The 25,455-nt window shown below is 63.3% G+C and carries 32 protein-coding genes; 13 read left to right on the top strand and 19 right to left on the bottom strand.

Going from position 1 to position 25,455, the window contains the following annotated elements; genetic code table 11:
- Positions 1 to 6: 6 nt before the first annotated feature.
- Both QZ266_RS05275 and fabD read right to left on the bottom strand, forming a co-directional pair.
- The gene (locus tag QZ266_RS05275; RefSeq protein ID WP_295692271.1) at positions 7 to 291 is read right to left on the bottom strand and encodes a hypothetical protein; all 285 of its coding nucleotides are present in this window, start codon (positions 289 to 291) and stop codon (positions 7 to 9) included.
- 3 nt (positions 292 to 294) lie between these two features.
- Positions 295 to 1,248, bottom strand: a complete 954-nt coding sequence (gene fabD / locus QZ266_RS05270; protein WP_295692269.1) for an ACP S-malonyltransferase — start codon at positions 1,246 to 1,248, stop codon at positions 295 to 297.
- Between the two features lie 241 nt (positions 1,249 to 1,489).
- Here fabD and rpsF point away from each other — a divergent pair, with 241 nt between their 5' ends.
- The 10 genes from rpsF to QZ266_RS05220 all read left to right on the top strand — a co-directional run bounded on the left by rpsF (position 1,490) and on the right by QZ266_RS05220 (position 10,508).
- Positions 1,490 to 1,843: a 30S ribosomal protein S6 gene (gene rpsF / locus QZ266_RS05265; protein WP_011643152.1), complete on the top strand. Its 354-nt coding sequence runs from the start codon at positions 1,490 to 1,492 to the stop codon at positions 1,841 to 1,843.
- An 11-nt stretch (positions 1,844 to 1,854) separates the two neighbouring features.
- The gene (gene rpsR / locus QZ266_RS05260; protein WP_011643151.1) at positions 1,855 to 2,109 is read left to right on the top strand and encodes a 30S ribosomal protein S18; all 255 of its coding nucleotides are present in this window, start codon (positions 1,855 to 1,857) and stop codon (positions 2,107 to 2,109) included.
- Between the two features lie 12 nt (positions 2,110 to 2,121).
- Positions 2,122 to 2,757, top strand: a complete 636-nt coding sequence (gene rplI, locus QZ266_RS05255; protein WP_295692264.1) for a 50S ribosomal protein L9 — start codon at positions 2,122 to 2,124, stop codon at positions 2,755 to 2,757.
- Between the two features lie 182 nt (positions 2,758 to 2,939).
- A complete protein-coding gene (locus QZ266_RS05250; protein WP_295692262.1) occupies positions 2,940 to 4,424 on the top strand; it encodes a replicative DNA helicase in 1,485 nt (494 codons plus the stop codon).
- Positions 4,405 to 5,517, top strand: a complete 1,113-nt coding sequence (gene alr / locus QZ266_RS05245; protein WP_295692259.1) for an alanine racemase — start codon at positions 4,405 to 4,407, stop codon at positions 5,515 to 5,517. The genes QZ266_RS05250 and alr overlap by 20 nt, the downstream gene beginning before the upstream one ends.
- 127 nt (positions 5,518 to 5,644) lie before the next feature.
- On the top strand, positions 5,645 to 6,208 hold the full coding sequence (locus tag QZ266_RS05240) for a hypothetical protein (RefSeq protein ID WP_295692257.1): 564 nt from the start codon (positions 5,645 to 5,647) through the stop codon (positions 6,206 to 6,208).
- A 73-nt stretch (positions 6,209 to 6,281) separates the two neighbouring features.
- Entirely contained in the window at positions 6,282 to 7,658 is a 1,377-nt protein-coding gene (radA, locus tag QZ266_RS05235) for a DNA repair protein RadA (protein WP_295692253.1), read from the top strand.
- Between the two features lie 14 nt (positions 7,659 to 7,672).
- Positions 7,673 to 8,317, top strand: coding sequence for a CvpA family protein (locus tag QZ266_RS05230; RefSeq protein WP_295692251.1), 645 nt, complete (start codon positions 7,673 to 7,675; stop codon positions 8,315 to 8,317).
- Entirely contained in the window at positions 8,314 to 9,795 is a 1,482-nt protein-coding gene (gene purF / locus QZ266_RS05225; protein WP_295692248.1) for an amidophosphoribosyltransferase, read from the top strand. Before QZ266_RS05230 ends, purF begins: the two co-directional genes overlap by 4 nt.
- Positions 9,792 to 10,508, top strand: a complete 717-nt coding sequence (locus QZ266_RS05220; RefSeq protein WP_295692246.1) for an SDR family NAD(P)-dependent oxidoreductase — start codon at positions 9,792 to 9,794, stop codon at positions 10,506 to 10,508. The genes purF and QZ266_RS05220 overlap by 4 nt, the downstream gene beginning before the upstream one ends.
- A 12-nt stretch (positions 10,509 to 10,520) precedes the next feature.
- Here QZ266_RS05220 and der read toward each other — a convergent pair whose 3' ends face one another.
- The 13 genes from der to QZ266_RS05155 form a co-directional block, all read right to left on the bottom strand.
- On the bottom strand, positions 10,521 to 12,002 hold the full coding sequence (gene der / locus QZ266_RS05215) for a ribosome biogenesis GTPase Der (protein ID WP_295692244.1): 1,482 nt from the start codon (positions 12,000 to 12,002) through the stop codon (positions 10,521 to 10,523).
- Positions 12,003 to 12,012: 10 nt separating this feature from the next.
- Positions 12,013 to 13,383, bottom strand: a complete 1,371-nt coding sequence (locus QZ266_RS05210) for a PQQ-like beta-propeller repeat protein (protein ID WP_295692242.1) — start codon at positions 13,381 to 13,383, stop codon at positions 12,013 to 12,015.
- Positions 13,376 to 14,179 (bottom strand): tetratricopeptide repeat protein, encoded by an 804-nt coding sequence (locus QZ266_RS05205; protein WP_295692239.1) that lies wholly within the window; start codon positions 14,177 to 14,179, stop codon positions 13,376 to 13,378. The genes QZ266_RS05210 and QZ266_RS05205 overlap by 8 nt, the downstream gene beginning before the upstream one ends.
- 72 nt (positions 14,180 to 14,251) lie before the next feature.
- The gene (gene panB / locus QZ266_RS05200) at positions 14,252 to 15,079 is read right to left on the bottom strand and encodes a 3-methyl-2-oxobutanoate hydroxymethyltransferase (protein WP_295692237.1); all 828 of its coding nucleotides are present in this window, start codon (positions 15,077 to 15,079) and stop codon (positions 14,252 to 14,254) included.
- A 74-nt stretch (positions 15,080 to 15,153) separates the two neighbouring features.
- On the bottom strand, positions 15,154 to 15,495 hold the full coding sequence (locus QZ266_RS05195) for a hypothetical protein (RefSeq protein ID WP_295692234.1): 342 nt from the start codon (positions 15,493 to 15,495) through the stop codon (positions 15,154 to 15,156).
- A complete protein-coding gene (locus QZ266_RS05190; RefSeq protein WP_295692232.1) occupies positions 15,492 to 16,034 on the bottom strand; it encodes a sigma-70 family RNA polymerase sigma factor in 543 nt (180 codons plus the stop codon). The genes QZ266_RS05195 and QZ266_RS05190 overlap by 4 nt, the downstream gene beginning before the upstream one ends.
- Positions 16,035 to 16,047: 13 nt before the next feature.
- Positions 16,048 to 16,431 carry a DUF6249 domain-containing protein gene (locus tag QZ266_RS05185; protein ID WP_295692230.1) on the bottom strand — a complete coding sequence of 128 codons (384 nt, stop codon included), beginning with the start codon at positions 16,429 to 16,431 and terminating at the stop codon, positions 16,048 to 16,050.
- An 87-nt stretch (positions 16,432 to 16,518) separates the two neighbouring features.
- Positions 16,519 to 17,076, bottom strand: a complete 558-nt coding sequence (locus tag QZ266_RS05180) for an NnrU family protein (protein ID WP_295692228.1) — start codon at positions 17,074 to 17,076, stop codon at positions 16,519 to 16,521.
- Between the two features lie 84 nt (positions 17,077 to 17,160).
- On the bottom strand, positions 17,161 to 17,484 hold the full coding sequence (locus QZ266_RS05175) for a hypothetical protein (protein WP_295692225.1): 324 nt from the start codon (positions 17,482 to 17,484) through the stop codon (positions 17,161 to 17,163).
- Positions 17,481 to 18,011 carry a sigma-70 family RNA polymerase sigma factor gene (locus QZ266_RS05170; RefSeq protein WP_295692222.1) on the bottom strand — a complete coding sequence of 177 codons (531 nt, stop codon included), beginning with the start codon at positions 18,009 to 18,011 and terminating at the stop codon, positions 17,481 to 17,483. The genes QZ266_RS05175 and QZ266_RS05170 overlap by 4 nt, the downstream gene beginning before the upstream one ends.
- Positions 18,012 to 18,020: 9 nt before the next feature.
- Positions 18,021 to 18,437, bottom strand: coding sequence for a hypothetical protein (locus QZ266_RS05165; RefSeq protein ID WP_295692219.1), 417 nt, complete (start codon positions 18,435 to 18,437; stop codon positions 18,021 to 18,023).
- Positions 18,438 to 18,570: 133 nt separating this feature from the next.
- Positions 18,571 to 19,431 carry a GyrI-like domain-containing protein gene (locus QZ266_RS05160; RefSeq protein WP_295692217.1) on the bottom strand — a complete coding sequence of 287 codons (861 nt, stop codon included), beginning with the start codon at positions 19,429 to 19,431 and terminating at the stop codon, positions 18,571 to 18,573.
- A 113-nt stretch (positions 19,432 to 19,544) separates the two neighbouring features.
- The gene (locus QZ266_RS05155) at positions 19,545 to 21,029 is read right to left on the bottom strand and encodes an alpha/beta fold hydrolase (RefSeq protein WP_295692215.1); all 1,485 of its coding nucleotides are present in this window, start codon (positions 21,027 to 21,029) and stop codon (positions 19,545 to 19,547) included.
- A gap of 146 nt (positions 21,030 to 21,175) precedes the next feature.
- Here QZ266_RS05155 and QZ266_RS05150 point away from each other — a divergent pair, with 146 nt between their 5' ends.
- Both QZ266_RS05150 and QZ266_RS05145 read left to right on the top strand, forming a co-directional pair.
- Positions 21,176 to 22,756, top strand: a complete 1,581-nt coding sequence (locus QZ266_RS05150; RefSeq protein ID WP_295692213.1) for a LytTR family DNA-binding domain-containing protein — start codon at positions 21,176 to 21,178, stop codon at positions 22,754 to 22,756.
- Positions 22,757 to 22,820: 64 nt separating this feature from the next.
- Positions 22,821 to 23,156 (top strand): hypothetical protein, encoded by a 336-nt coding sequence (locus tag QZ266_RS05145; RefSeq protein WP_295692210.1) that lies wholly within the window; start codon positions 22,821 to 22,823, stop codon positions 23,154 to 23,156.
- A 15-nt stretch (positions 23,157 to 23,171) separates the two neighbouring features.
- Here the strand turns inward: QZ266_RS05145 and QZ266_RS05140 are convergent, their stop codons facing one another.
- Positions 23,172 to 23,390 (bottom strand): SlyX family protein, encoded by a 219-nt coding sequence (locus QZ266_RS05140; RefSeq protein WP_295692208.1) that lies wholly within the window; start codon positions 23,388 to 23,390, stop codon positions 23,172 to 23,174.
- Positions 23,391 to 23,486: 96 nt separating this feature from the next.
- Between QZ266_RS05140 and QZ266_RS05135 the strand changes: the two genes are divergently transcribed.
- Entirely contained in the window at positions 23,487 to 23,966 is a 480-nt protein-coding gene (locus QZ266_RS05135) for a glutathione peroxidase (protein ID WP_295692206.1), read from the top strand.
- Here the strand turns inward: QZ266_RS05135 and QZ266_RS05130 are convergent.
- From QZ266_RS05130 to QZ266_RS05120, 3 genes are all read right to left on the bottom strand, one after another.
- The gene (locus tag QZ266_RS05130; protein WP_295692204.1) at positions 23,963 to 24,229 is read right to left on the bottom strand and encodes a hypothetical protein; all 267 of its coding nucleotides are present in this window, start codon (positions 24,227 to 24,229) and stop codon (positions 23,963 to 23,965) included. The genes QZ266_RS05135 and QZ266_RS05130 overlap by 4 nt on opposite strands.
- 127 nt (positions 24,230 to 24,356) lie before the next feature.
- Entirely contained in the window at positions 24,357 to 24,566 is a 210-nt protein-coding gene (locus QZ266_RS05125) for a cold-shock protein (protein ID WP_295692202.1), read from the bottom strand.
- Between the two features lie 263 nt (positions 24,567 to 24,829).
- Positions 24,830 to 25,455, bottom strand: a 626-nt coding sequence (locus QZ266_RS05120) for an NAD(P)H-dependent oxidoreductase (RefSeq protein WP_295692199.1), incomplete at its 5' end; no start/stop codon positions are given.

Below are 25,455 nucleotides of genomic sequence, written 5' to 3'. Positions count from 1 at the left end.
CTCCACTCAGGGCGTATTAAAGAACAGAAACAGCATCGGCACGACGATGAAACCCAGAAGTGCCGCCAGATAACCCCAACCGATCAGCGTGGGCACCCGAACCGCGAAGCGCGCGCCTACGAAGACGAGGATTGACACCAGAGTCCAGCCAAAGGCGATCAGGACAAAGATCGCGACTGTATCCAGGGCCCAACCCAACCAGACGATCTCGCCATCACGCGCCTTTCGCGCCTGGCGCAGCCGATCGAGGATCGCGCTCTTGGAATAGTCCCTGGGCTCGCTCTCGCTCAAGCCTCAGGCCTCCGCCTTGAGGCTGGCCGCGAAGGCTTCCAGCCCGGCCGCTGCATTCAGCGGCACGCCGGTCGCATCCTTGGTCGTCCGCTTGAGCATGGTCGAGAGCACCTTGCCCGAACCGGCTTCGGCGAGCGTGGTGATGCCGGCCTCCTCGACCATCCACAACACGCTTTCGCGCCAGCGGACGCGGCCGGTGACCTGTTCGACCAGCTGATTGCGGATCGTCTCGACCTCCGAGGTCGGGCGTGCGGTGACATTGGCGACAACCGGCACCGACGGCGCGTTGATGGTTGCGGCGGCAAGCGCTTCGGCCATGGCGTCGGCGGCGGCCTGCATCATCGGGCAATGGAAGGGCGCGGAGACCGGCAGCTTCATCGCTTTTTTCAGTCCCAGCTCGCCGGCCTTGGCGATCGCAGCGTCAATCGCGGCGGTGGACCCGGAGATCACGATCTGGCCCGGAGCATTGTCATTGGCAATCGCGCACACGCCGGCGTCGGCGCCGGCCGCAACCGCGGCGGCGGCCAGTTCCTCGTCAGCGCCCAGGAGCGCGGCCATGGTGCCCTCACCGACCGGAACAGCCTTCTGCATGGCAAGGCCACGCAGTCTGAGCAGTTTGGCAGCATCGGTGATCGACAGGGCGCCGGCAGCGGCCAGGGCCGAATACTCGCCAAGACTGTGACCGGCCACGAAGTCGGCCGCGTTGACGTTTACGTCAAACTCGCGCTCCAGCACCGCCATCACGGCGAGGCTCGACGCCATCAAGGCCGGCTGGGCATTCTCTGTCAGGGTGAGGGTCTCGATCGGCCCCTCGGCCATCAGCGCGCTGAGTTTCTGGTCCAGCGCGGCATCGACCTCGTCAAGCACAGCGCGAGCGCTGGCGAACTGTCCGGCCAGTTCCTGCGCCATGCCGACGGCCTGGCTGCCCTGTCCGGGAAAGACAAAAGCAAGTTTCATGGCGATCCCTCCCCCATGAAGATTTGTGTTGAGGCTGACTAGCCCCTGTCACGGGCCGTGCGCAAGGGCTGATGCGGCTTGCACATGCAGGTCGTATGGGCTATGGCCCGCGCTTCGCTTGGTTGCGGTCTCCCGTTCATGGCGATGAAGCATGGTGTTTCATCCGAATTGGAGAGCCGCCGCGGACCTGCCCGACCCTTCGGCATGGTGTGCGCCGCAACCGTTATCGAAGGGAGCCATCATGGCACTTTACGAGCACATCTTCATCGTGCGCCCGGACGTTTCTCCGGCGCAGATGGAATCTCTTCTCGAAGAGACCAAAGCCCTTATCGAAGAAAAGGGCGGCAAGACCGGCAAGATCGAATACTGGGGTCTTCGCAACCTGTCCTACCGCATCAACAAGTCGCGCAAGGGTCATTACGGCCTGATCGACATTGACGCGGAAGCAGACGTCATCAACGAACTCGAGCGCCTCCAGCGCCTGTCCGAAGATGTCATCCGTCACATGACGCTGCGCGTTGAAGCCCACACCGAAGAGCCGTCGGCCATCCTCACCAAAAAGGATGATCGCCGCGGTCGTCGCGAGCGGAACTAGGAGAACGAACGATGTCATCAGGCAATATTTCAAACCTGCCCGCGCGCCGTCCGTTCATGCGTCGTCGCAAGGTCTGCCCGTTCTCCGGTGAAAATGCACCGGCGATCGATTTCAAGGACCCCAAGCTCCTGCTTCGCTACATGTCCGAGCGTGGCAAGATCGTCCCGTCCCGCATCACAGCTGTCTCGGCCAAAAAGCAGCGTGAACTGGCCCGTGCCATCAAGCGTGCGCGTCAGCTGGCCCTGCTCCCCTATGTGGTCGATTAAGGAGAACTGACGATGAAACTGGTTCTCTTGGAACGTGTTGAAAATCTCGGCGTCATCGGTGACGTCGTGACCGTGCGCCCCGGCTTCGCGCGCAACTTCCTGCTGCCGCAAGGCAAGGCACTGCGCGCAACCGAAGCCAACATGGCGCGCTTTGAAGTCGAGCGCGAGCTCCTCGAAAAGCGCAATGCCGAACGGGCTGCGGAAGCTGCTGAATCCGGCAAGACGATTGATGGCGAAAGCTTCGTCATGATCCGCCAGGCCGGCGAAAGTGGCCAGCTCTACGGTTCTGTCACCTCGCGTGACATTGCCGAGACCGTGTCTGAAAGCGGCACCAAGGTCGTCCGTTCGCAGGTCGCCCTGAACGCGCCGATCAAGACGCTGGGTCTTCACGAGCTGAAGATCAAGCTGCACGCCGACGTGTCCGTGACCGTGACGATCAACATCGCCCGGTCGGAAGACGAAGCCGAACGCCAGGCTGCTGGTGAAGACGTGATCGCGGCCCAGGCCGACGAAGATCGCGCCATCGCCGAAGCCCAGGCGGCTGAACTCTTTGAAGCCAGCGAGGAAGGCCAGGAACTGGCTGCCCAGCGCGACGGTGAAGAAGAGGCCGCCACCGGCGCAGAGGAAAGCGAAGAGACCGAAGCCTAAGCTTCCGTCATTTCAATGCTTTTACGGGAAACGGGCGGGCCGCAAGGTCCGCCCTTTTTCTTGTCCGGCAGTCGCCGGGTTATCCACACTTGTCCACAGGGCGGCCATTCAGTTGTGGGCAATGGCAGCCTGCGCGGTTTCAGGGGGGTGTATCGCCGGCCCGCCTTTAGTATCCCAGAGCCATGACCACAGCGCTCCTGCCATATGAAGACGAAACTTCCGTCGCCGAGCTCGAATCGGCTCCGCACAATCTGGACGCCGAACAGGCCTTCCTGGGGGCGCTGCTGTATGACAATGAGATGTATCACCGGGTCGCCGACTGGCTGAAGGTCGAGCATTTCTATGATCCGGTGCATGGCCGCATATTCGAGACTGCCACCGACCTGATCGGGCGCGGCTCGCTCGCCGATGCGGTCGTCCTGAAAAGCCTGTTTGATCGCGATGACGGCCTGAAGGATATCGGCGGCACGACCTATCTCGCCGTCCTGATGGAAGGCGCAGCCACCGGCAATGCCGCGGTCGAATATGCCAAGATCATCTATGAGCTGGCGCTGCGCCGCGAACTGATCCGGATCGGCAATGACCTGTCCAACTCGGCCACCGCGGATACCGACGTCCATGCCCGCGAGCTGATCCAGGGGATCGAGCAGAAGCTTTTCAACCTGGCCGAGGAAGGCTCCGTGTCGCGCGGCTTCGTCTCGTTCAAACAGGCGCTGACCGAATCCGTCGAGTCCGCGGCGGCCGCCTATGAACGCGATGGGGGCCTCGCCGGTGTCTCCTCCGGGCTGATGGAGCTCGACCGCAAGCTCGGTGGCATGCATCCCTCCGACCTCATCATCCTGGCCGGCCGTCCCTCCATGGGTAAAACCTCATTGGCGACCAATATCGCCTTCAACGTGGCCAAGGCCTATGAGTACGAGACCCAGCCGGACGGTACGAAGAAGACCACCAAGGGCGGTGTCGTCGGCTTCTACTCCCTGGAAATGTCAGCGGAACAGCTGGCCACGCGTCTGATCGCGGACCACACCTCCATTCCGGGCTACATGATCCGCCAGGGCACGATCGACGCCACCCAGTACGAGGAAATCCGCGACGGCGTGCTGGAAATCCAGGGCTTGCCGCTCTTCATCGACGACACGGGCGGCCTGCCCATTTCGGCGCTCGCCGCGCGCGCGCGCCGCCTCAAGCGAACGCACGGCCTCGACCTGATCGTGGTCGACTATCTCCAGCTCATCACCTCGACCAAGGCCGGCAGTGGCGGGTCGCGGGTGGAAGAGGTTTCCGAGGTCACCCAGAATCTCAAGGCGCTGGCCAAGGAATTGTCTGTCCCTGTGGTCGCCCTTTCCCAGCTCTCCCGTCAGGTTGAGAACCGCGAAGACAAGAAGCCGCAATTGTCCGATCTGCGTGAATCCGGCTCGATCGAGCAGGACGCCGACGTCGTGCTCTTTGTCTATCGCGAAGCCTATTACAAGGAACGCGAGAAGCCGCGCGAAGACACGCCGGAATATCTTGCATGGGAAGAGGAATTCCGCCGCATCGAACGCGTTGCCGAAGTCATTATCGGCAAGCAGCGCCACGGTCCGATCGGCACCGCGAAACTCGCCTTCGACGGCATGCTGACCAAGTTCACCGATCTGGAAACCCGCTTTGACGACCCGCACGAGTGAGGCCATGCCGGCCTCGGGCCGGGCTCATCCGGGACCGCGCCTGATCATCAGTCTCGCTGCGGTCCAGCGTAATTATGCCCGGTTGCAGGCGCTCGCGCCCGACGCCCAGGTCGGCGCTGTGGTAAAAGCCAATGCCTATGCCCTGGGTGCCACCGAGGTGGTTCCGGCCCTGGCCAGGGTCGGTTGCCGGCATTTCTACACGGCCCATACCGCCGAAGGCGTGGAAGCCCGCGAAGCGCTCGACGGGCACGCGGCCGAGATTTATGTCTTCAATGGTTTCTGGCCGTCGGAACTGCCAGCCCTGCGCGGGGCGCAGCTCATTCCGGTGGTGAATACGCTCGCGCAACTGGACAGTCTGCGTGAACACGCGCCGGACCTGCCCTGTGCCATTCATCTCGATACCGGCATGAACCGGCTCGGCCTCGACAGCGCCGAGATCGAAACGCTGATTGCCAATCCCTCGCGGCTTGACGGGCTGGATGTCCGCCAGATCATGAGTCATCTCGCCTGCGGTGATGATCCCGACCATCCCCAGAATGCCCGGCAACTCGCGCGGTTCGCCCGCAGCCGCGCGGCTTTCCCGGACATTCCGGCCAGTCTTGCCAATTCCGCCGGTATTCTTCTGGGACCGGATTATCATTTCGACGTGCTACGGCCTGGCCTCGCCCTCTATGGCGGCAATCCTGCGCCGGGACATGACGCGCCGGTTGAGCCTGTGGTTCGGGTCGACGCGCCCATCCTGCAGATCCGCGAACTCGAGGCCGGCGACACGCTGGGTTATGGCGCAACCTGGCAGGCGGACCGCCCCATGCGCATCGCGACCGTCGCGGCGGGCTATGCTGATGGCCTGCTCTGGGCGAGTTCCGGAGGCGGCGCCGGATATATCGGCGCGATCCGTACCCCCATCCTGGGCCGCGTCTCGATGGACCTGATCGCGGTTGACCTCAGTGACGTCAATGATGCGGTGGAAGCGGGCGACTGCGTCAGCTTCCTCGGCGAGCATCTCGACGAAATCGCGCAGGCAGCCGGGACGATTTCCTATGAGTTTCTCGTCCGCCTCGGCATTCGCTTTGACCGGGTCTATCAGCGCTGACTTGCAAGGGGCTGGGCGGGAGCAAAGCCCGCCTTCATCACTCGCCCAACCGCGTTCATCCCACCGCGCTTGTCCGACCGGCGCTCGCCGCCTCTCCTGCCACGACACCACGCAGCGAGAGGCCGATATGAAATACGCCCTGATCATTCTGCTATTCGCCACGGGCCTGTGTGCGCCAGCCAGCGCTCAGGAACCGTCCGGGGACACAGTTCAAGCGCTCGACTTCTTTCTCGGAGTCTGGCGCACCGAAGGCGGCATTCCGCTCGAGGATGGTAGCTGGTCCCGCAATTCGGGAATTCTGACCGGCGAACGCGCATTTCGAGGCAGCGACACAGCGTCCGTCCTGGTCCGGACCCAGAGCGTTCCCGACTCGGCCGACACAGGCAGTCCTTTTGACATCCGCTATTTCGAGGACATAACCGTCTATGTGCGTGAACCGGCGACCGGCCAATGGCGCGGGATTGCCCACAACACGCTTGGCAATCGCAAATGGCGCGACGTCACGGTCGCCGCGGACAGTGTCAGCTTCATTCAGCGCGGTGAACTCTTCCAGGCCAGTCAGGGAGACGTTCGTTTCACCTATTACAATATCACGGCCGACCGGTTCGAGATGCGGGTGGACTATCGTCCTGACACGGAAACAGACTGGCAGCTCGGCACGTATCGAATGACCGCGACCCGGATCGGGTGAGACCGTAAACACCCCTTGCACACGCCCGAAAGTTCCGGTTTTGTTTCGCCGAAGCTATCCGGGGCCGATTCGCATGGCACGTGCCGAGAATACCTATGTCTGCCAGTCCTGTGGCGCCGTGCACCCGAAATGGGCAGGACGTTGTGACGCGTGCGGGCAGTGGAATACGCTGGTCGAGGAAACCCCGTCAGCCCCGCTCGGAACGCAGGCCAGCAAGACCAAGCGAAGCGGGCGTGGGGCCCGTCTCGATCTCGTGGATCTCGGCTCCGAAAGCCCGGAACCCGCCCGGCTTCAATCGGGCATCAGCGAGCTCGACCGGGTCTGCGGCGGCGGCCTGGTCCCCGGCTCGGCCATCCTGGTGGGCGGAGACCCCGGGATCGGGAAATCCACCCTGCTCCTGCAGATGATGGCCCAGATCGCCCGCTCGGATGCGCGGACAATCTACGTATCCGGTGAGGAAGCGATCGACCAGGTGCGACGCCGCGCCAAGCGGCTCGGACTTGCAGACGCGCCGGTCTCGCTCGCCTCGGAAACCTCGCTGAACAATATTCTCGACGGGCTGAAGTCGGAAAGGCCGGACATTGTCGTCATCGACTCAATCCAGACGGTCTGGTCCGACCAGCTGGCAGCCGCGCCCGGCACAGTCGCCCAGGTCCGTGCCTGCGCCCAGGAACTTGTCCGCTTCGCCAAAAAGAGCCATTGCACCGTCATCCTGGTCGGCCATGTCACCAAGGACGGCCAGATCGCCGGACCGCGCGTGGTCGAGCACATGGTTGACGCCGTCCTCTATTTTGAGGGCGAGCGATCGCACCAGTTCCGCATTCTCCGCGCGGTCAAGAATCGCTTCGGCCCGACCGATGAGATCGGCGTCTTCGAGATGGGTGACAAGGGGTTGGCCGAGGTCACGAACCCGTCCTCGCTTTTTCTCGACGGACGCGGCGGTGACACGCCCGGTGCGGCAGTCTTCGCCGGTATGGAAGGCACACGGCCCGTTCTTTCGGAAATCCAGGCCCTGGTCGCACCGGCAGCCTTCGGTACGCCCAGACGGGCCGTGGTTGGCTGGGATAGTGGCCGCCTGGCCATGGTGCTTGCCGTGCTGGAAGCCCGGTGTGGAGTCGAACTGGCGGGACGCGACATCTTCCTCAATGTCGCCGGCGGGCTGAAAATCTCCGAGCCGGCCGCTGATCTTGCGGTCGCCGCGGCGATCGTCTCCTCGGCGCTGGACGTTGCCCTGCCGGCAGATGGCGTTGTTTACGGAGAAATCAGTCTTTCCGGCGATGTTCGTCCGGTCGGACGCAGTGATTCGCGCCTCAAGGAAGCCGCCAAACTCGGCTTCACGCGGGCCATCGCCCCCCAGGCTGCTGCCGACGAGACCGCTCCGGTCCGGGTCGATGGCGTGGCCACCGCGCTCGAATTGGTGCAGACTCTCAGGGCAATGGCGGGCGAATAGGGAGTGTCGCGCCCATGGAATCATCACTGACCGCCTTTGACGGCATCGGTCTGACCATTCTTCTGGCTTCCGGTCTTCTGGCCCTGGTCCGTGGTTTCGTGCGCGAAGCCCTGTCGGTGACTGCCTTTGTGGCGGCATCGCTGGCGACCCTGTGGGCCCTGCCCGCCTTCATCGGACCGGCGCGCGACATGATCGATCCGGACTGGCTGGCACCGCTGGCCATCGGGGCCATCGTCTTCATCATCATCTATCTGGCGGTGACCTTCGTCACGAGCTCGCTCTCGCGCGGCCTTGCCAAGGGCGAGGACGTGAATGTGGTCGACCGGACGCTGGGCTTCGCCTTCGGCCTGGTCCGCGGACTTGTCCTGCTGGGACTGGTCGTCATCTTCATGGCAGCCACATTCGGCGAGAATGGCCGCCCGCCCGAGAGCATCACCCAGGCCCGCATCTATCCGCTGGTGAATGCGACCGCACGTGCCCTGCAGACCCTGGCGCCGGAGAGTTCGCGCATCGGTTCCAGTGCGCCCCTGCCGGGCAGCACAAATGACCCGATTGCAGAAACAATAAGAAATAATGACACGTCCTATGGCAGACGCGACCGAAACCGACTAGATGACCTCATCGGTTCGACCACGGATGACCAGGAAGACGATGGATGAGCGACCACAGCGCCATTCCCGCCACACTGACTTACGATCCGGAGAGTGATCGCCCCCAGGAAGAATGCGGCGTCTTTGCCGTATATGGCGCCGATGACGCCGCCATCCTGACGGCGCTCGGCCTCCATGCCCTCCAGCATCGAGGCCAGGAAGCGTGCGGAATCGCGACCCATGACGGGTCGCGTTTTCATATTGAGCGCTATCTCGGCCTGGTCGGTGAGAATTTCACCTCACCCGATCTCCCGCAGCGCCTGCCCGGCCGCGTCGCAATCGGACATGCCCGCTACTCGACGCAGGGCGCATCGGTTCTGCGCAATGTGCAGCCCCTCTTCTCGGATGTGCGCGGCGGCGGCATCGCCCTCGCCCATAATGGCAATCTGACCAATGCCCGCGTCCTGCGCGAGGAATTGGTCAATCACGGCCAGATCTTCCAGTCGACCTCGGACAGCGAAGTGGTTCTCCATCTCGCTGCCCTGTCGAAAAAGAACAAGCTGACCAACCGCGTGCTCTCGGCCCTGAAACAGGTCCAGGGCGCGTTCGCCTTCGTCGCCGTCGTCAATGACCGGCTGATCGTGGCGCGTGACCCTTATGGTATCCGTCCGCTGGTCATGGGCCGGCTGGATGACGCCTATATCTTCGCTTCGGAGACCTGCGCCCTCGACATGGTCGGCGCGACCTTTGTGCGCGAGATCGAGCCCGGCGAAGCGCTGGTGGTGAATGAGCAGGGTGTGCGGTCCGAGCGTTTCGCACCGGCCCGCACAGCCCAGCCCTGCGCCTTTGAATACATCTATTTCGCCCGTCCCGACTCGGTCATTGAAGGCCGCAGCGTCTATGAGGCGCGCAAGGAGATGGGTCGCCAGCTGGCGCTGGAAACACCGGCCGATGTCGATGTCATCATCCCGGTGCCCGACAGCGGTGTGCCCGCGGCCATTGGCTATTCGGAAGCCTCCGGCATTCCCTTCGAGCTCGGCATTATCCGGTCCCATTTCGTCGGACGGACCTTTATCCAGCCGACCCAGGACCGGCGCGACCTGTCGGTTCGCCGCAAGCACGCCGCCAATGCCGCCGTTGTGCGCGGCAAGCGCGTCCTGCTGATTGATGATTCAATCGTCCGCGGCACGACCTCGCTCAAGATTGTCCGCATGATGCGCGAAGCCGGTGCTTCGGAAGTCCATTTCCGCTCCGCCTGCCCGCCGATCAAATTCCCGGACTTCTACGGGATCGACATGGCCGGTCAGAAGGAATTGATCGCCGCCAACATGTCGGTCGAGGAAATGGCCGCCAGACTCGAGGCTGACAGTCTCGGCTTCCTCACGGTCAATGGTCTCTACCAGGCCGTGATCGGCGCGCCGCGCAATGACGAGGCGCCACAATTGGCAGACCACTATTTCACGGGTGAATACCCGACCATCCTGGCCGATCATGACCGTGATCTCTCGGCCAAGGAATTCCAGCTCTCCTTCCTGGTGGACGCATGACCCAGATCGATCTTCAAGGCCGCCTCGCTCTGGTGAGCGGGGCGTCGCGCGGTATTGGCCGTGCCATGGCTCTCGAACTCGCCAAGGCGGGCGCGCATGTCATTGCGACGGCGCGCACCACGGGCGGGCTGGAAGAACTCGATGATGACATCACGTCTGCCGGCGGCAGCTGCACCCTCGTCCCGCTCGACCTGATGAGCCAGGACGGGATCGAGAAGCTCGGCGGCATTATCACCGAGCGCTGGGAAAAGCTGGACATCCTGCTCGCCAATGCCGGGGCGCTCGGCGTGCTGACGCCGGCCTCGCAGGTAAAGTCCAAGACCTGGCATGAAGTGATCGGGGTCAATCTGATGGCGCCGGCCCGCATGATCCGTGCGTTCGAGCCGCTGCTTCTGGCCTCTGACGCCGGACGAGCCGTCTTCATCTCCTCAGGTGCCGCGGCCTCACGCCGGGCCTTCTGGGGGCCCTATGCCGCCTCCAAGGCCGCCCTGGACGCCCTGGTCGAGAGCTGGGCCAATGAGCATGTGAACAATCCGAAGCTTCGGATCAATACGGTGTATCCAGGCGTGCTGCGCACCCAGATGCGGGCCAAGGCCTTCCCGGGCGAAAACCCGCAAGACCTTTCAGAGCCCGGCGCTCTTTGGCCAACGATTGCGGACCTGGTGAGTCCGGACTGCACGCGGCACGGCGAAATCGTGAAATTTGACGGCTGACGACCGCGGTCGTTACGGCTTGCGGGCTGCGGCCCGGCCCTTGGCCTGGTGCTGCCCCTTGGGCGGCTTGACCGGACGATTGGGCCGCTCGGGCTTGCCAGCTTTCGACGCCTTGTCGCCCGGACCACTGCCACCACGATCGCCATCGACATACGGATTCTTGCCGGCCTTGACGATCAGTCGTATCGGCACGCCGGGAAGGTCAAACGACTCCCGCAAGCCATTGACCAGATAGCGTTTATAGCTCTCCGGCAAGTCCGATGCCCGCGAACACATCAAGACAAAGGTTGGCGGACGCCCCTTGGTCTGGGTCATGTAGCGCGGCTTGATCCGGCGACCATTGACGGCAGGCGGCGGGTGCCGCTCGGTCATCTCGTGCAGCCAGTCATTGAGATCGCGCGTCTTGACCTTGGCGTCCCAATTCTCGTGCAGCTTGGCCAGGGTCGGCATGATGGCATCCAACCCTTTCTTCTTGAGCGCAGAGATGGGCAGCAGGGGCGCCCCGGTCATCTGCGGGAGAAGGCGTTCAAACTCGAGCCGGATTTCCTTGAGATAGGCCTCGCGATTGGGCACCAGATCCATCTTGGACACGCAGATCGCGACGGCACGGCCCTCCTTGTAGGCCATGTCGGCCAGATGGAGGTCCTGTTTCTCGAGCGGGTGATCGGCATCCATGAGGAGCAGGACGACTTCGGCAAACTTGACCGCGCGCAGCGTGTCCGCCGCACTCATCCGTTCAAGCCGGTCGGCAACCTTGCCGCGCTTGCGCAAGCCGGCCGTGTCATGCAGGCGCACACGGCGCCCATCCCAGACCCAATCCACCGAAATGGCGTCGCGGGTGATACCCGCTTCCGGTCCCGTGATCAGGCGTTCGTCACCGATCAATGTATTGATCAGCGTCGACTTGCCGGCATTCGGGCGGCCGATAACAGCAATCCGCAGGGGTGGGTCGCCCTCATCCTTGGTACGGCGGCGCGCGGCCTTGGCCATCGTACCGAGCGCTTCGATCATGGCGTCATAGAGGTCACCGATACCGGCGCCATGCGCTGCGGAGAATGCAATCGGCTCGCCCATGCCCAGTTCGAACGCATCCATCAGGCCGGATTCGCCCGCCTTGCCCTCGCACTTATTGGCCAGCAACAGGACAGGCTTTCCCGACTTGCGGATGACGTCAGCGAAGACAACATCGAGCGGCGTCACACCCGCGCGGGCATCGATCAGGAGAAGGCAGAGATCGGCATCATGGATGGCCATTTCGGTCTGGGTGCGCATCTCCGCATCCAGGCCATCCTTCTCGGCATCGTCATATCCGGCCGTATCAATCAGCAGGAGGGGCAGGTCGCCCAGACGCCCACGCGCCTCACGCCGGTCCCGGGTAACACCGGGCCGGTCATCGACAATAGCCAGGGGTTTCCCGGCCAAGCGATTGAACAAGGTCGATTTTCCCACATTCGGCCGTCCTACGACAGCGATGCGGGGCAAGTGAGCAGTCATGCGTTTGCGCCTAGCGGAGCGCGATCATCCGCGCGTCATCGGTGACGACATATACGGTTTCATTGGCAATGACAGGGGGGATGAACACATCGCCGGGCAAATCGCTTTGCGACATGATCGTCCCGTCATAGGCGTTGAGCACCCGCATATCGCCGCGGCTGGAGGCCACAATGATACGGCCGCCGGCCATCACCGGCCCTGTCCAGGCGAGCCGGTTCTTGCGCTCGCTGGCATTCTCGAACAGGTCGAGCTGGGTGATCCAGTACACTTCACCGTCCAGGCGATTGATGCAGACAATCTCCGCCTCGCTTGTCGTGACATAGAGGAAGTCACCGGCCACCCAGGGGGCGTGCAGTCCACCGGCAGGCTGGCTCCACAGGCGCTCACCCGTCCGCAGGGAGATTGCCGCGAGCAGGCCGGAATGGCTCATCGCATACACGGTATTGTCGACGACGACCGGGCTTCCGGCGACATCATTGATCTCCGACATGGCTGTCAGACCACCCGCGCGGGTCAGGCTGTCCTGCCAGATCGGATTGCCGTTCTGGACCCGCAACGCAATCAGCTCGCCCGAGGCAAAGGGTGCCACGACGATATCACCCAGCACGGCCGGGCTTGGCGCGGTCAGGAGGCGCGCGGATTCAACAATGCCCTGATAGGTCCACAACACCTGGCCGCTATCGGTATCCAAGGCGAGCAGTTCGTTGTCGTCGCTCGACACGAAGACGCGGCCATCGGCGACCGTCGGCGCGCCATGGAAAGGCACCAGCGTCTCGGAGCGCCACAATTCCGCGCCGCTTGCGGAATCCAGGGCGACAAAGAAATTCAGGCCGGAATGGACGTAGATACGACCGCCATCAAAGGCCAGGCCACCGCCGAACGACATGCGGTCATAGCGGTGCGTCGCTTCGATCTGGTGACGCCAGACCGTCGCGCCCGTGTCCGCATTCATCGCCACGACCTCGCCGCTGGCGTCGATCGCATAGATATTGCCCGCCGCGATGACCGGACGGGCATTGATGCGGCGGCTATTGTCGGAGCCGGCGCCAAAGCCTTCACGCCAGGCGATGTCCAGCGGACCGGATGCCTGGGTGTGCTGGACGGCATTGGTGGGATAGCCACCCGGCTGCGGCCAGACCGTGTTCACATAGGCAGTCGGCAACTCGACGACGCCGGCGCTTTCGCCATCAAGGCGCAGGCCCTGCTCGAAATTGAGGATGGAGACGCGACCATCGGTCGGTGCGTCACCATTCAGATTATTGTCGTCGTCATTGCCGCGCCCCGGGATCATGTCCAGCGGGTTGGGCACCGACGAACAGGCGGCCAGCGGGGCGATCAGGGCCACACCCAGAAGGGTGCGGATACGCTTTACATCAATCATTGCCTGCATCCCCGGCATCAGGAGTTTCTTCGGTCTCGGCGGCTGTCTCTTCGGCCACAGCATCGTCAGCCGCAGCAGCATCGTCCACCGGGGCATCATCCGTCGCCATGGTGTCGGCTGACACGTCATCGGCAGAGGGCTCGGCCGGCCCGGCGCGCTGGGCAATCAGGGCCAGGGCTTCGCGTGCCCGGGCGGAGACACCCGCAGGCGCGTCATTGGCAAAGGCCAGGAATTGGTACTGGGTCCGGGCCCGCTCGTAATTGTCAGCGCGCAAAGCCGCAGAGGCGATCGTCTCGCGCGCCAGATGGCGGAAGGGCGATTCCCCGTTCACAAGCCGGCTCAGGCGCAGATCGATATCGGAGAAGGACAGTGTGTCCCAAGCAGCCCAGACCGCGCGGATTTCCGCCATGTCGCCCAGCAGCGGGTCACTGGCAGCAGCAGCGGCCTGCTCGAAGAAATCGGCAGCGGCAGCATTATCGCCCTGTTCGAGCGCGACATTGCCGCGCTGGATAAGCGCAAGCGGGACATATCCGGCCGTGCCCTGGCCGGCGAGAGTCTCGAGACTGGCAGCTGCGAGCGGCAATTGCCCGGCCTCGACCTGCGTCATCGCCGCAGCATAGGAATCGGACGCCGCCTCACGGCCCGAGGTCTGCCAGGCATCAAATCCCTGCCAGGCCACCGTACCCACAATGATGGCGAGTGCGCCGCCAAGCGCCCACGGTCCATATTTGCGAAGCAATTCCTGATACTTGTCGCGACTAAGTGCTTCGTCGACTTCTTCAAAAATATCGACCACGTCGGGGCGGCTCCGTAAATCCATTCAATGAGCGCGGACCCTAGCGTTACTCCCCCCCTGCCGCAACCGAGGTCAGCCGTCAGAGCGCTTCATCGTGTAGACCTCGCGTGGCGAGGGAAAGCTGCGATCCCGGACTTCCCGGGCATAGCGCGCAACAGCCTCATCGGTCCGCTCCGCCATATTGTCGTAGCGCTTGACGAATTTGGGCGTCCAGTCGAACACGCCGAGCATGTCCTGGGTGACCAGAACCTGGCCGTCACAGGTCGCCGAGGCCCCGATCCCGATGGTCGGGACAGCGACAGTCTCCGTGATCTCGCGCGCAAGGTCTTCCGCAACACCTTCAATGACAAGGGCGAAGGCGCCCGCCTCTGCGGTCGCCACGGCCTCGTCGATCACGCGCTGGCGCTCACTGTCCGTGCGCCCCTTGGCCTTGAAGCCGCCATCGGCCAGGGCCGCCTGCGGGCGCAGTCCGACATGGCCGATGACCGGAATGGAGCGGGCCGCCATGAAGCGGATCGTCTCGGCCGCATAGGTGCCGCTCTCGATCTTGATCGCCTGGCATCCGGTCTCCGCCATGATGCGCGCCGCATTGGCAAACGCCTGCTCCGGGGACGCTTCATAACTCCCGAACGGCATGTCGACGGCGACCAGGGCGCGTTTGGCGCCGCGCATGACCGCCTGGCCATGCAGGATCATCATGTCGAGCGTGACGCCGATCGTTGAATCGAGCCCGTGCACCACCATGCCGACGCTGTCGCCAACGAGGAGAAGGTCACAATGCGGATCGAGAATGCGCGCCATCGGCGCGTCATAGGCGGTCAGGCAGACGATCGGCTCACCGCCCTTGCGGGCACGAATATCCGGCGCGGTGATGCGCCGGATCTGGGTTTGGGCTGACATGAAACAGGCCTTTTCAATACGGGTGGCCGGACCCTAGCGCAGCATGCTGCGCTGCAAAAGCCTTGGACGGTGGCTCAGGCGATGCGGCGCGGCAAGACCGTCGCGACAATGCCAACCGCCACAGCCATGGCACCGGCCGCCATGACTTCCGGACTCATCAGGAAGCCGATATTCGCCATCAGGCCTTCCGTCGGCACCTGGACCTGGCCGAGCAGGCCTTCAAGCTGGGTGCCGGCAATCGCCGACCCGGTTGACCCGGCACCGCCGAGCAGCAGGATCCGCTTGCGATCCGGATTGGACAATTGCTTGACCACGCGGTGCGAGAAGGCATCGGCCTCACGCTCCGCCTCAAGCGGCTCGGCTGCCTGAGCGAAGGCGGCCTTGAGCCGGGCATCGAATGCATCATTCATCGTCATGACGCCATCACCTCCGCGTCCGTAAAGAACGCCTGCAATTTGGCCCGGCCGCGATTGACGTGCGACTTGACCGTTCCCAGTGGCATACCGGTCGCCTCAGCGGCTTCCGAGTGTGACATGCCACACGAATAACATAGCACGACCGCGATCCGTTCTTCATCCTTCAATGTGGCAAGGCCGCGATCGAGATCAACCACATTGCCCATATCACGGGGCGCTTCGGATTCTTCCATGCCGCTCTGGAACTTCTCCAGCACCCGGTCCGCCGCCTTGCGCTTGCGCGCTGACATCAGGAATTGGGTGTAGGCGATGGAACAGAGCCAGGACTTGAAGGAGCCCGTGCCCTTGAAACTTCCGACCTTCTCGAACGCCTTGATGAAGGCATCCTGAGCCAGGTCATCCGCGAGGGCGTGGTTGCGACACATGCGGTGCAGCATGCCGCGAACCAGGCCCTGATGACGCCGGACCAGTTCCCCGAAGGCCGCCGGGTTCTTTGTGGCGACCACCAGGGCTGTGAGTTCTTCGTCCGACGCCTTCATCAGCTTGCTCCGATTACTCGGCGCCCTCTTTCTTGCGACCCAGCAGGCCGAACCCGACAAGGACCAGACCGATAAAGCCCGGGAAGGCGGCGATGGCTGGCATCATGTACATGGCCTCTTCTTCGCCGCTGACGACTCCGGCCGCCCAGCCAAGCACGACAAAGCCAGCAGCAACGGCAACCAGGATGAGACCCGACTTCAAGTCACCATTGCTATCCTTGCGCGGCATGCCCAACGCCCGGATGGTGTCCGGCGTCATGGTCTGCCCGCCCTTGATGGCTTCTTCCACCACCCTGAGCGTCGCGGTTCGACGTTCCGTTTGGGCACGAAGCGAGAACCAAACGATCGAGGCGACCATTACAAACGGCGCCAGTGCTACAAATACCCAAGGGTTCATTTCAAATCTCCTTCACTAGGGCCAGGCTCCGTTTTCGCGTCGCCTTTGACCCTGAGATGCGGCGATATCTCTGTTTGGATGCAGAAATTATCCGATTACTGCGACACCAAACAGATACATGTGAAAATTCAATAGGATAAGCGCTGCGATGAGACCAAGGACAATCGCGGTGAGATCGCCACCCCACCCCTTTACCACGGGCGGGGGCGTCTCGCGGAAGCAGGCGGCGATGAAGGTGATCAGCGACCAGACGAAGAAACTGCCGAACAAAAGAACGGCCGAAGCCTCGCTATTGGCCAGCAGGTGCGCCCCTGACCAGACCACGACACCGGCCAGCATCGGGTGGCGCACCCAGCGGCGGATATGGCCCGGCGCATAGGCCGACGTCAGGAGAATGATCCCCAGCGGCACGGCGAACAGGGCCAGATGACGTCCCCACTCCGGAGCCTCCCAGACGACGGGCGTTGGATGGGCAATGATCTTGCCGTAGATAATGAGGACAAAGCCGACCAGCGAAATCGCCGTATAGGTCAGCTTGTAGGGCGTCGCGCCAAGACGGGCCTGCAAACCATCCCGAACGCCGGGCACAACTCGCAGGAGATGAACGCCCAGAAACAGAACCAGTCCAACAGACAGCAGCAGCATGCGCGCCTCCCCCTTGCAAACACGACTATAGGCGATTCATGGCGATGTCGCCGTGCAATTCCACGTGGAGTGCCAATAATCTGCTCAGAAAAAGCGCAGGTGTGGCAGGCGCAAAACGGGCTTTCGGGTCAACCAGAAATGACCCAGATAGGCCACCAGGCCGGCTGCCAGCATGACCAGCAGAACCTGGGACAAATCCTGCCCGAGCAATTGGGCGAAACGCTGCAGCACCGGTGAGATCAGGGCAACGCCGACAAAAAGCAGAAGCGTGGCCAGGCTGCGAAGTGCGAGCTCGACGCGCAGGCGGCGCCGGGCGACCTGTTCCATCACGGCCATGCGAAAGCCGCGATCCACCGCCGGGGCAGCGTCCGCAGCAAAGAAATCGGCAAGCGGGTCAGGCTGGCTCATGAATCCACTCCCAGAATCTCCACAAGGCGCGTTCGGCCTCGCAGCACATGTGATTTTACAGTACCCAGCGGCATATCCAAGACCCCGGCCGCGTCGGCATGGGTCCAGCCGTCTCCCAGGCAGAGCGATACCGCCGCGCGCTGGTCCGGCGGCAATTGCGCCAGGGCCTGGTGCAAGGCGATCGCCCGCTCCGTCTCCGGCGTCTCGCAATCCGGGCGAATTTCCTGCCAGTCATGATCGCGCTGCCGGTTGCGCGCCATCGTCCGGGCCTCGCCCTTGGCCTTGCGCCAGGCAATCGAGAACAGCCAGGACTTGAGTCGCGCCGGCTCGCGCAGGCCGCGCAGCTCGGTCCAGCCGGTCAGGAAGGTTTCCTGGGCCAGATCGTCGGCATCGGATGTGTACGGCCCCAGGCGTCGCAGAAATGTGCGGATCGGACCCTGATACCGGTCGACGATCCGCGCAAAGGCTGCGTCTGAGCCCGAGCGGGCCGCCGCGACCAGCGCGGCGTCCGTCGGTGGCGTGCTCATGGCTCAGTCCTAGGACTTGCGCTTGAAGAAGGACGCTACGAAGAAGGACGCCGACAACACGACGAAGATCAGGGCCACGAAATAGGCCACCTCGCCCATGCCGATCAGGCCACGATAGCCCTCATAGGCAAAGACCGCCGCGAAGCCGGCAAAGAGAATGACGAGAAAGGCGTTGGAACCGGTGCCATGGCTGTCCCGCCGATCATCGTCGCCATCCAGGTCAGACCAGTCGGCCCGCCCGTCTCCCGGCTTGTCGAGACTGGCGATCAGGTCCGCCGGCGGCTCCTTGCCCGATGCGGCATAGGTCTTCAGCAGGTCGATCTTCGCCTGGGTCCGCTTGTAGCGCATGAAGCTTCCCCAACCGGCTGCCAGAAAAAAGGCCAGCGGGAAGAGCAGCCACCAGTAATCGTCAAATATCTCGGCCATCGCGTGTGTCTCCTGTCGATCGCGTCCGTTTGGGCCGCACCCTGCAGCCTTTGACCCTATGTCGCCGCCGAAGCGGCATTTGGATGCAAGGGGCTGTCATACGCCTGTCCGGAGTGCAGGCCGCCACCCTGCCCTAACCCGGCGCGAGTGGCAGAAAAATATCCGAGCGCCATTCCGCTTCGGGCCGGCTTTCCGGATCATCGACATAATGCACGAAGAGCGGTTGATCGCCGATCTCGTCCGCCTCGCGGGTCAGAATGGCCGCGTAGAGCCGGTCGATACTGTCATGCAGGGTCTGGTAACTGCCGACATGGCGCAGGCGGGCGTGACGACCACCGGCCAGGGCCAGGACCTCAATGCCATCGGGAGGGGCCAGATCCCCGACAGCGATCGCGCAGTCAAAATGCAGGGCCGTCGCCTCGGTGAAGCGTGGGTCTTCGTGCCAGATGCCGTAAATCCCGGCCAGGGCCTCCATCGGGTGGTGAGTGAAGACGCGCTCGAACAGGCGTTCATAGGTCTCGTTGAGTTCGGAATAGGCGCCGATATTCCGGATTGCGAGCAAGCGAAGCGGATCCGTTGAAACAATCTCCACCGCCATCGGGCTTTGCGCCGACTGCTCCGGAGCGGGCCGCAGGAGACGCGCCATCAATTCACTTCGCCCGGCCCGCAGCTCGCTGGCCGACCCACCCGTGGCGGCCTTGAAGGCCCGCGCATAGGACTGGCTGGAACCATAGCCCGCGCCAGCGGCAGCCCGCGTCACCGTCTCGTCGGGATTGGCCAGATCAGGCAGGGAGCGCGCCAGCCTCACGCGGCGCACTGTCTCGGCAAGGGTCTCGCCGGTCATCAGTCGAAACACGCGGTGAAAATGGAAGGGCGAAAGGCAGGCAATGGAAGCCAGCCTGTCCAGTGACAGCTCGCCCTCGTCTGCGGCTTCAATATGCGCGAGGACGCGCTCGATCCGCTCGGCATGGCGAACCCGGTTATCCGGCATCATGGTCGTGTCTCCTCCACGGTGAACCATGAAACCGGTTTAGCGATGGCGGCAAGCCCGCGCGGTCCCGATCTTGCGATCTTTACCACGCGGGCCCTGACGATCCGGGGCTGGCCCTAGCGCTCGAACGGGTTGGCCAGGAAGTCGGGCAGATCGATCACGATCTCCGTGTCGTCGATCGGCTCGTCCCGCATGAAGCGGTGCATGACCTCACCAACCTCGGGCGTTGTCATGAAGAGGTTATGGCCGGCATTGCGCACGACGACCCGGGTCACATCGCTCAGATCTGCGACCGCCTCACGCTGGCTTTGCGGATAGGTCCGGCCGTCCAGCGTACCGGTCAGCAGCAGGACAGGCGTGTCGCCGGTCGGGCCGGTGCGGAAGTCTGCGCCGAGATCCAGGCCGTCCACCGCGTCATTGAGCTGTGGCATGGGGAAATTGAGATAGAGGCCCAGAAGACTGGTCTCCGCCTGCGCCTCCACCGCGGCAAGACGATCGGCATCAATCCCGGAGGCAATATCCATCGCAGTCGACATGGCATTGAGTGAAAGCGGCTCGCCCGGTGTCCAGAAGAAGCCGAGCAGACGGGTCGCCAATGTGGTGTCGCCCTGCTCGAGACTGGCATAGAGCGCAGGCAACAGGCCGGCATTGGCGGGATCGGCAATCAGGCCCGAGGAGAATTGCTGCACGTTGTGGCGTTGCAGAAGGAAGGGGATTGCCGGTCCGTCTTCCTGTGGCACCTGGATCAGGATCGGCTCCGCTTCCAGCTGTGCATGCACCCGGCGCATCAGGCCCGCAATGTCCGGATAGAGCGCAGCCGCGGCCGGCTGCGTGTCGATCGCCGCCTGCAGGCGCGCAATATAGGCGTCGGTGCGGGCGGGGTATTTCACGGTCTGGTCGAGACCTTCCGCGCTGGCGATGATGACCCGCTCGATCTCGTCCGGGATTGCGTCGAGGGCCGCCAGGGCGAGATGGCTGCCATAGGAAATGCCCCAGAGCGACATCGCGTCCGCACCCAGATGGGCACGCAGGTCTGACAGGTCGGCGACACTTTCGCGCGTCGTATAGCCGAGCAGGTCGACGCCCTCGGCCTGCCAGAAGCCCACACACTCGGCGAGGGCCGCCTGATAGGCCGCCACGATGTCCGCATCGCTGACCCGAGCGGCGCTATCAATCTGCTGGCTGCTGGCGCAACGCGGCGGGCGCTGGCTCTGGCCTGTGCCCCTCTGGTCGAAGGCAATCACATCCGCATGCTGGCGCATGGCCATGAAAAGCGGGAAGCGACGCCCCTGCGCCGTTCCGGACCCGGAACCGCCCGGGCCTCCTGCGAGATAGACAATGGGCGGACCGGCTGTCTCGCCGGTCGCGGGAAAGCGGACATAGCTGATCGTGATCATCCGGCTGTCCGGGTCGGCCCGGTTTTCCGGCACCTGGAATTCACCGCGATAGGCCTCGACAGTGTCGCCGCTCTGGGCGGTAAAGGTGATTTCGCTCTCACCGTCGCCCTGGGCAAGGGCCTGCGGCGCGGGCCCGGCCAGAAGGCCGGCGAGCAAGGCCGTGCCGGCCAGCAGGCTGGCGCGTGCGATCTGGGTGAGTGTCATGACTGCATCTCCGAATTGGCTTGCCCCCCGGGCATGCCGTGATCAGACCGCGTCCGGCGTCGCGTCACACCCGGAATTCGGCCAGCGGTGCCGATCAACCGACAAGCGGCGGGACGCCCCGGACCGCAACCGCTAATCTGGCAAACATGACCGTTCGTCCGATCCCGCCCCACGTCCTCGCCGCCGGCTTTCGAGCCAGCCTGCTTGCCCTGCTTGCCCTGCTTGCCCTGGTCGCGTTCGCAACGGGCGCTGGCGCCCAGCGAACCACCCATGTTGCCATCGAGGACGTGATTGTCTGCCCGGCGCGCGATAGCGACATCGCGCCGCCGGACTTCACCGCCGCCGACTGCGAGACGGTCGCTCTTTACAATCTCGACCCGCAAGGTCGCCATATCTGGGTCCGGCTGCGGCTGCCCCTGACCAATGGCGAATGGCAGGGCACAGGCCCCTGGGGTCTGATGGTCATGGGCAAGATGTCGAGCGAGGTCTATTTCAACGGTAGCCGGATCGGCGCCAACGGCCTCCCGGCGGACACTTCCAGGGCCGAGGAGGCGGGCCGCATCGATGCCAGCCTGTTCGTGCCGCACACATTGGTCCGGGCTGGCGATAATGTGATCGACATGCGCCTCTCCAGCCATCATGGCTGGCTGCGCCTCGTCTCGCCCATCCACGCCATCCAGTTCAGCCGTTTTCAGAACCCGACCACTTTCATCATAACCGGCTATTGGCCCAGCCTGATCACTTTCGGGGTCTTCCTGATCGGGCTCGTCTTCTTCGGGGTTACCGCGTGGCGCAATGAGGACCGGGAAGCCTCCCTTTTCCTCGCCTGCGCCTCCCTCTTTGCCGGTACTGAACTCTTCGTGGAATCAGCGCGCGGCCTCGTCGCCTATCCCTACCCCTTCCACGACACGCGACTTGTCCTGATCACGGTGTGCGCCGCCGGCTTCATGCTCTGCCTGCTGGCATGGCTGATGCTGCGCATGACATCGCTGGATTGGCGGTCTCGCCTGGCGCGCCTGTCCGTTGTGGCTCTGGCCATGGCCATCGTGATTGCTCTCATTCCCGGCTTCGACGGCAAGACGGCGGGTGTCATGATGACCGGTTGCGGCGCCGGTCTCCTGCTCTCACTCGGCTGGGCCGCCCGCAAACAGCGCGGCGCCCTCATACTCGCCGGCCTGTTCATTCTGGGACTTCTCGCGGTCTTTCATTTCGGGTCCCGCTTTCTCGATGTCGGCTATTTCCACGCGGCCGCCGGCGTGCTCGCCTTCGGAATCTACCAACAGGCCCAGCTTCTTGTTCAGGAACGCCGGCAACGCAGGCTGGAAACCGGGCGTGCCCTGCAACTGGAGACCGCCCTCGCCCAGGCCCGCCAGAAGTCAGCGCCGGAACAGATCCAGCTCGTGAGCGCCGGCCGCGTCGACTATGTCTCGACCGATCGCATCGTCCAGCTCAAGGCCGCGGGCGATTATGTCGAACTGCACTTCGAGGACGGGGCGACCACGCTCTATACGGGCACGCTGGGCGGGCTGGAGGATCAGCTCCCGGCCGCCTTCCTGCGCGTCCACCGCTCGCACATCGTCAATACGCTTTTCGTCTCCGCGCTGGAGCGTGAAGCGAGCGGGACAGGCCGGCTCCTATTGTCCAATGCCAGTGAAGGACCGGTCAGTCGCCGCATCATGCCGGCGGTCCGCTCGGCGCTGGCGGAGAAGACTGTGGAAACCGGGTGATACCGCCTTGCCGGGGCGTCGCCCTGCCCGCTAGCCTGCAACCTGGCATAAGCAGGGGGATATCATGCGACTCAGGACACGCAATGGACAGCTCTCACTCGGCAGTATCTACAAGCTGGTTGTGGTGGGCTGGACCTTTACCTGGACGTTGCTCTTCGCCTTCATCTTCGTCCTGATGATACTGAGGTCCCTGTCAGGCGCGCCCCTGACCGTGAATGGAGAGGCCGCCTACGGCGTCGGCGCATTTCTCGCGGGCGCCTTGCCCGTGATGATTTTCTTCCCGGTCGTTGCCTTTATCCAGGCCTTGATCTTTGGCGGCTTTTTCGTGCTCGCCATGATGATCTACCGGATGTTCCGCCCGATCACCGTGGAGACGGAATCGGCGAGCGTGTTCAGCTGACCGCAGCCCCCGGCATCAATAATGCGGCGGCTTGGTCACTTCCGGGGCCGGTGCGGCGGCTTCGAGCTCATCGATCTGCGACATCATGCGATTGATGCGACGCGTCAGCCGATCGAGTTCCTCGCGCTGGGCGAGGATGACGCCATTGAGGTCCTCAACCGTCGCATCCTGATGGGCGACATGGATTTCCAGCGCCTCAATGCGGGCCTGCAGCGTATCGGTCATCATGGTCATCCCGGCTCTTCCTCGGCGGCAAACTAGCGCAATCTGAACGCTTGTCTCGCATCGCGATCACACCACATATGATCGCAGGAGACAGAGGAGATTTCCATGAGCCGCATTCACGACTTCACGGCCACCGACATCAGCGGGGACGAGGTTTCACTGTCCAGCTATGAGGGCCAGGTGATGCTGATCGTCAATACCGCCAGCAAGTGCGGCTTCACGCCCCAGTATGAGGGCCTGGAGACCCTGCATTCGGAGCTCGCCGACAAGGGGCTCGCTGTCCTCGGCTTTCCCTGCAACCAGTTCGGCAAGCAGGAGCCCGGCGATGCCGCAGAAATCGCCAATTTCTGCACACTCACCTATGACGTGAAATTTCCGATGTTCGAAAAGATCCAGGTCAACGGACCAGACGCCCACCCGCTCTATGACTGGCTGAAATCACAAGCCAGGGGATTGATGGGTTCGACGTCGATCAAGTGGAATTTCACCAAATTCCTGGTCGATCGCGAGGGCCGGGTCGTCAAGCGCTTCGGCCCCCAGGACACGCCGGAGAAGATCCGCGGCGAGATCGAAGCCCTGCTCTAGGACTGATTGGCGAATTTCGGCGGCTTGGCGCGGCGCTTTTTCGGCGCGGCGGGCTCGGCCTCGGCCGCAGCCTTGGCCTGCATGGCCAGGCGCGCCTTGCGCAGGGTCTGAACCTTGGCCAGGCGCAGATCGGCTTCTTCCTGCAGAAGATCAAGAACGGAGTTCTGGGCCGGCACGGCCTTGACCGGCTCAGCGTCCTGTTCCGGATCCAGCTTGGGATCGGGCTTCAGGCGCAGCTGGTCACCATTGAACAATGTAGCCATCGGATCGGACTCCTTCTGCAGTTGTCGTTTCGGGTCGTTCAGAAACAAAAAGGCCGGGCGAATGCCCGGCCTCTCTGTGCGTCACCTATCCGTCCGTTAGCGGGACGTCAGGCAAGCCGGAAGCCGCTTACGCGACTTCCAGGTTCTCGGCAGCATTCTTGCCAGAACGCTTGTCCTGGACGACTTCGAAGTTCAGCTTCTGACCTTCGGTGATCGTGGTCAGGCCGGAACGCTCGACAGCAGAGATGTGGACGAAAACGTCCGTAGAGCCGTCTTCCGGCTGAATGAAACCAAAACCTTTGGTGGTGTTGAAGAATTTAACGATACCAGTAGCCATGACGATGTCCTTTCAATCAGGCACGTTGTTGTGGGCCCAACCGACCGCGTGTCAGCTGATGCCCGAAGTGTCGAAATTTGAAAGGGAAGAGCGTCGGGGGGGCAAAACTCGCCCCCAGAAGATTCGGCAATCAAGATCGAGTGACCGCTATATGGGCGATCGACGCGATTTTGGCAAGGCAAATCGGCGCGTCGAACCAAATAGCCGGCTGAGATACGGGCCCGGCAAAGCGCAGACGCGACTCAAGGCCGCCCCATTCATGCTCAATCGGTCATCAGGTCCGCCAGATAGGCATCAAACCGCTCCAGATCAGCTGCAATCCGTGAATTCTTGGCGACATCATGGGCCACGAAACCGGGCCGTTGTGCCAGACCGAAAAAGGCAAAATTAATGTGCAAGGGGGCCAACAGATCATCAACCGACCGCCCCTTGAACAAGGGCGCGTCGGGATCGTCGAACGCCCCGCGCGGCGCATTCATGGTCAGTGAGAGCGCATAGGATCGCCCCTGCATCCGCCCGCCCGAGCCATAAGGCCGTGACGGGTCTGACCGGGTGCGCCCATCGCCGCGCGCCAGCCGGCCATCCATGCCGGCCGTGAAAACCTCGTCGAGATAGCGCTTCAATGACCAGGGCGGCCCCATCGAGTTGAGCGGAAACTGATAGAGAACGAAATCCGCCCAGAGCTGCAGCCCGATCTGCGTCTCCACATCCCACGCATCCGCCACAGCCACGCTCTCCACTTCAGCCCTGCCCGCCAGGAAGGCCTGGCGCGCCCGCTCGGTGAAGGTCGCATTGAGCCGCCCCGGAGACGAGGGAAAGGGCTGATGCCCATTGACGAGAAGAATCTTGCGCATGACCGGAGTGTGGGGTTGCGCCCGCCAGAGCTCAA

Origin of the sequence: uncultured Maricaulis sp. (assembly GCF_905480005.1) — a bacterium.
GTDB lineage: Bacteria > Pseudomonadota > Alphaproteobacteria > Caulobacterales > Maricaulaceae > Maricaulis.
This window is presented reverse-complemented; position numbering and strand designations above follow the sequence as displayed.

Excerpts from the sequence above, each read along its gene's own strand:
- QZ266_RS05165 (WP_295692219.1), bottom strand. The coding sequence starts at position 18,437 with ATGGCCGAGATATTTGACGATTACTGGTGGCTGCTCTTCCCGCTGGCC.
- der (WP_295692244.1), bottom strand. The coding sequence starts at position 12,002 with ATGACTGCTCACTTGCCCCGCATCGCTGTCGTAGGACGGCCGAATGTG.
- QZ266_RS05140 (WP_295692208.1), bottom strand. The coding sequence starts at position 23,390 with ATGACCATGATGACCGATACGCTGCAGGCCCGCATTGAGGCGCTGGAA.
- QZ266_RS05250 (WP_295692262.1), top strand. The coding sequence starts at position 2,940 with ATGACCACAGCGCTCCTGCCATATGAAGACGAAACTTCCGTCGCCGAG.
- rplI (WP_295692264.1), top strand. The coding sequence starts at position 2,122 with ATGAAACTGGTTCTCTTGGAACGTGTTGAAAATCTCGGCGTCATCGGT.
- QZ266_RS05145 (WP_295692210.1), top strand. The coding sequence starts at position 22,821 with ATGCGACTCAGGACACGCAATGGACAGCTCTCACTCGGCAGTATCTAC.
- QZ266_RS05180 (WP_295692228.1), bottom strand. The coding sequence starts at position 17,076 with ATGCTGCTGCTGTCTGTTGGACTGGTTCTGTTTCTGGGCGTTCATCTC.
- QZ266_RS05210 (WP_295692242.1), bottom strand. The coding sequence starts at position 13,383 with ATGATTGATGTAAAGCGTATCCGCACCCTTCTGGGTGTGGCCCTGATC.
- radA (WP_295692253.1), top strand. The coding sequence starts at position 6,282 with ATGGCACGTGCCGAGAATACCTATGTCTGCCAGTCCTGTGGCGCCGTG.
- fabD (WP_295692269.1), bottom strand. The coding sequence starts at position 1,248 with ATGAAACTTGCTTTTGTCTTTCCCGGACAGGGCAGCCAGGCCGTCGGC.
- QZ266_RS05125 (WP_295692202.1), bottom strand. The coding sequence starts at position 24,566 with ATGGCTACTGGTATCGTTAAATTCTTCAACACCACCAAAGGTTTTGGT.
- rpsF (WP_011643152.1), top strand. The coding sequence starts at position 1,490 with ATGGCACTTTACGAGCACATCTTCATCGTGCGCCCGGACGTTTCTCCG.
- QZ266_RS05240 (WP_295692257.1), top strand. The coding sequence starts at position 5,645 with ATGAAATACGCCCTGATCATTCTGCTATTCGCCACGGGCCTGTGTGCG.
- QZ266_RS05130 (WP_295692204.1), bottom strand. The coding sequence starts at position 24,229 with ATGGCTACATTGTTCAATGGTGACCAGCTGCGCCTGAAGCCCGATCCC.
- QZ266_RS05195 (WP_295692234.1), bottom strand. The coding sequence starts at position 15,495 with ATGACGATGAATGATGCATTCGATGCCCGGCTCAAGGCCGCCTTCGCT.
- QZ266_RS05160 (WP_295692217.1), bottom strand. The coding sequence starts at position 19,431 with ATGATGCCGGATAACCGGGTTCGCCATGCCGAGCGGATCGAGCGCGTC.
- QZ266_RS05220 (WP_295692246.1), top strand. The coding sequence starts at position 9,792 with ATGACCCAGATCGATCTTCAAGGCCGCCTCGCTCTGGTGAGCGGGGCG.
- purF (WP_295692248.1), top strand. The coding sequence starts at position 8,314 with ATGAGCGACCACAGCGCCATTCCCGCCACACTGACTTACGATCCGGAG.
- rpsR (WP_011643151.1), top strand. The coding sequence starts at position 1,855 with ATGTCATCAGGCAATATTTCAAACCTGCCCGCGCGCCGTCCGTTCATG.
- QZ266_RS05150 (WP_295692213.1), top strand. The coding sequence starts at position 21,176 with ATGACCGTTCGTCCGATCCCGCCCCACGTCCTCGCCGCCGGCTTTCGA.
- QZ266_RS05135 (WP_295692206.1), top strand. The coding sequence starts at position 23,487 with ATGAGCCGCATTCACGACTTCACGGCCACCGACATCAGCGGGGACGAG.
- QZ266_RS05185 (WP_295692230.1), bottom strand. The coding sequence starts at position 16,431 with ATGAACCCTTGGGTATTTGTAGCACTGGCGCCGTTTGTAATGGTCGCC.
- panB (WP_295692237.1), bottom strand. The coding sequence starts at position 15,079 with ATGTCAGCCCAAACCCAGATCCGGCGCATCACCGCGCCGGATATTCGT.
- QZ266_RS05230 (WP_295692251.1), top strand. The coding sequence starts at position 7,673 with ATGGAATCATCACTGACCGCCTTTGACGGCATCGGTCTGACCATTCTT.
- QZ266_RS05155 (WP_295692215.1), bottom strand. The coding sequence starts at position 21,029 with ATGACACTCACCCAGATCGCACGCGCCAGCCTGCTGGCCGGCACGGCC.
- QZ266_RS05190 (WP_295692232.1), bottom strand. The coding sequence starts at position 16,034 with ATGAAGGCGTCGGACGAAGAACTCACAGCCCTGGTGGTCGCCACAAAG.
- QZ266_RS05170 (WP_295692222.1), bottom strand. The coding sequence starts at position 18,011 with ATGAGCACGCCACCGACGGACGCCGCGCTGGTCGCGGCGGCCCGCTCG.
- QZ266_RS05175 (WP_295692225.1), bottom strand. The coding sequence starts at position 17,484 with ATGAGCCAGCCTGACCCGCTTGCCGATTTCTTTGCTGCGGACGCTGCC.